General features: G+C 44.5%; 1 protein-coding gene and 1 pseudogene. One reads left to right on the forward strand and one right to left on the reverse strand.

The window, feature by feature from the left end; genetic code table 11:
• Window positions 1-369, forward strand: a pseudogene (locus R8N28_RS26210) (1,4-alpha-glucan branching protein); the annotation flags it as partial.
• A 25-nt stretch (window positions 370-394) separates the two neighbouring features.
• On the opposite strand, the gene R8N28_RS26215 reads toward R8N28_RS26210, so the two are convergent.
• The gene (locus tag R8N28_RS26215; RefSeq protein WP_005499292.1) at window positions 395-1,057 is read right to left on the reverse strand and encodes a flagellar brake protein; all 663 of its coding nucleotides are present in this window, start codon (window positions 1,055-1,057) and stop codon (window positions 395-397) included.
• Window positions 1,058-1,139 lie beyond the last annotated feature (82 nt).

A 1,139-nucleotide genomic window follows, 5' to 3' on the forward strand; every position in this document is an offset into this window, starting at 1 on the left:
GCCTTAGGTTACGCTCGTAAACGGGCGATGGGCACATTGCTAGGCGTGACCTTTGGTATCGTCGGGCAGCTCATTTTGTATGATTGGTCAGATACTTTGCTGTTTATTGTGCCGTTACTTTGGATTGGCGCGATGATATTCAGTTACATGCATGTGAAAGAATCCAGTGGTTCAGGTGCTGGCTTTGGCGGCCTCACTACTTTAGGGATCTTATTCGGACAGTATCTCACGCCCGATGGTGACCTGATTTTTAGTGCTTTGTATCGAGTCAGCAGCATACTGTTTGCCATCGTGGTCACTTTGCTTGTTACTTATGCCGTGCATCGGTTACTCAACAGCTTTGCCGCAACGCGCTTTAGCCAATCATAGCCTTGATGCGCCTCAGTTCACTAAATCATACGTTGCTGGTCAGAAAGGACTGTTCCAGCAACTTGGTTTTCAAATCTTCAGTCATAGTAATGGGTTGCTCGAATCGAATGCCTATCACCCAGCCTTTGGGTTGCTTCTTTATATTGGCGATCAAGCAAGGATTTTCCTCTCCTATATGAATGCTAAGAGGTGATACCACCGAAACTCGGTCTCCAACCTTAAACTCAGGTTCAATAAAGGTCTGAACACCGACGCCTGCCAGTGAAAAATCAACCAAACTGCCGTCATAAATATTGCCGCTGTGATCGATGGTACAGTCCATTTGTAGCTTGTAACGCTCGTGCTCTCTAACAGGCTTAGTTGCAAACGTACCGGGTATGCGAATAAAGAGCAGAGGGGAAGGGCGAACGGCTGTCATTAGTACACTGGATTTAAAAGCCAACACGTGACCAAGCTCAGTGTCGGAAACGCCGCGTACAATCACATCGGCGTTATGCAGTTTTCTCATCACTTGATCTTCGAGCAATCGCATCGGAATATCGAGGATCAAATAAGAATTTTCTTTTATTCCTAAATAAACGGTTGAGTAGCTGAATTTATCTTTTGGTCCAAATTCGAAGTTAATCGAGAGTTTCATCCCTGGTTTGAGGAATTTATGCAGTACATCTTTCGTATGAGTTGCTGGCATAAGATCTGAGGTTCCAATTTCTGATTGAAAAGAGGCTACCAAAACGCCGTTTTACTCATCAAGTGTGGTTTATAAAAGTTTT

This window comes from Vibrio sp. Vb1554, from assembly GCF_033344235.1.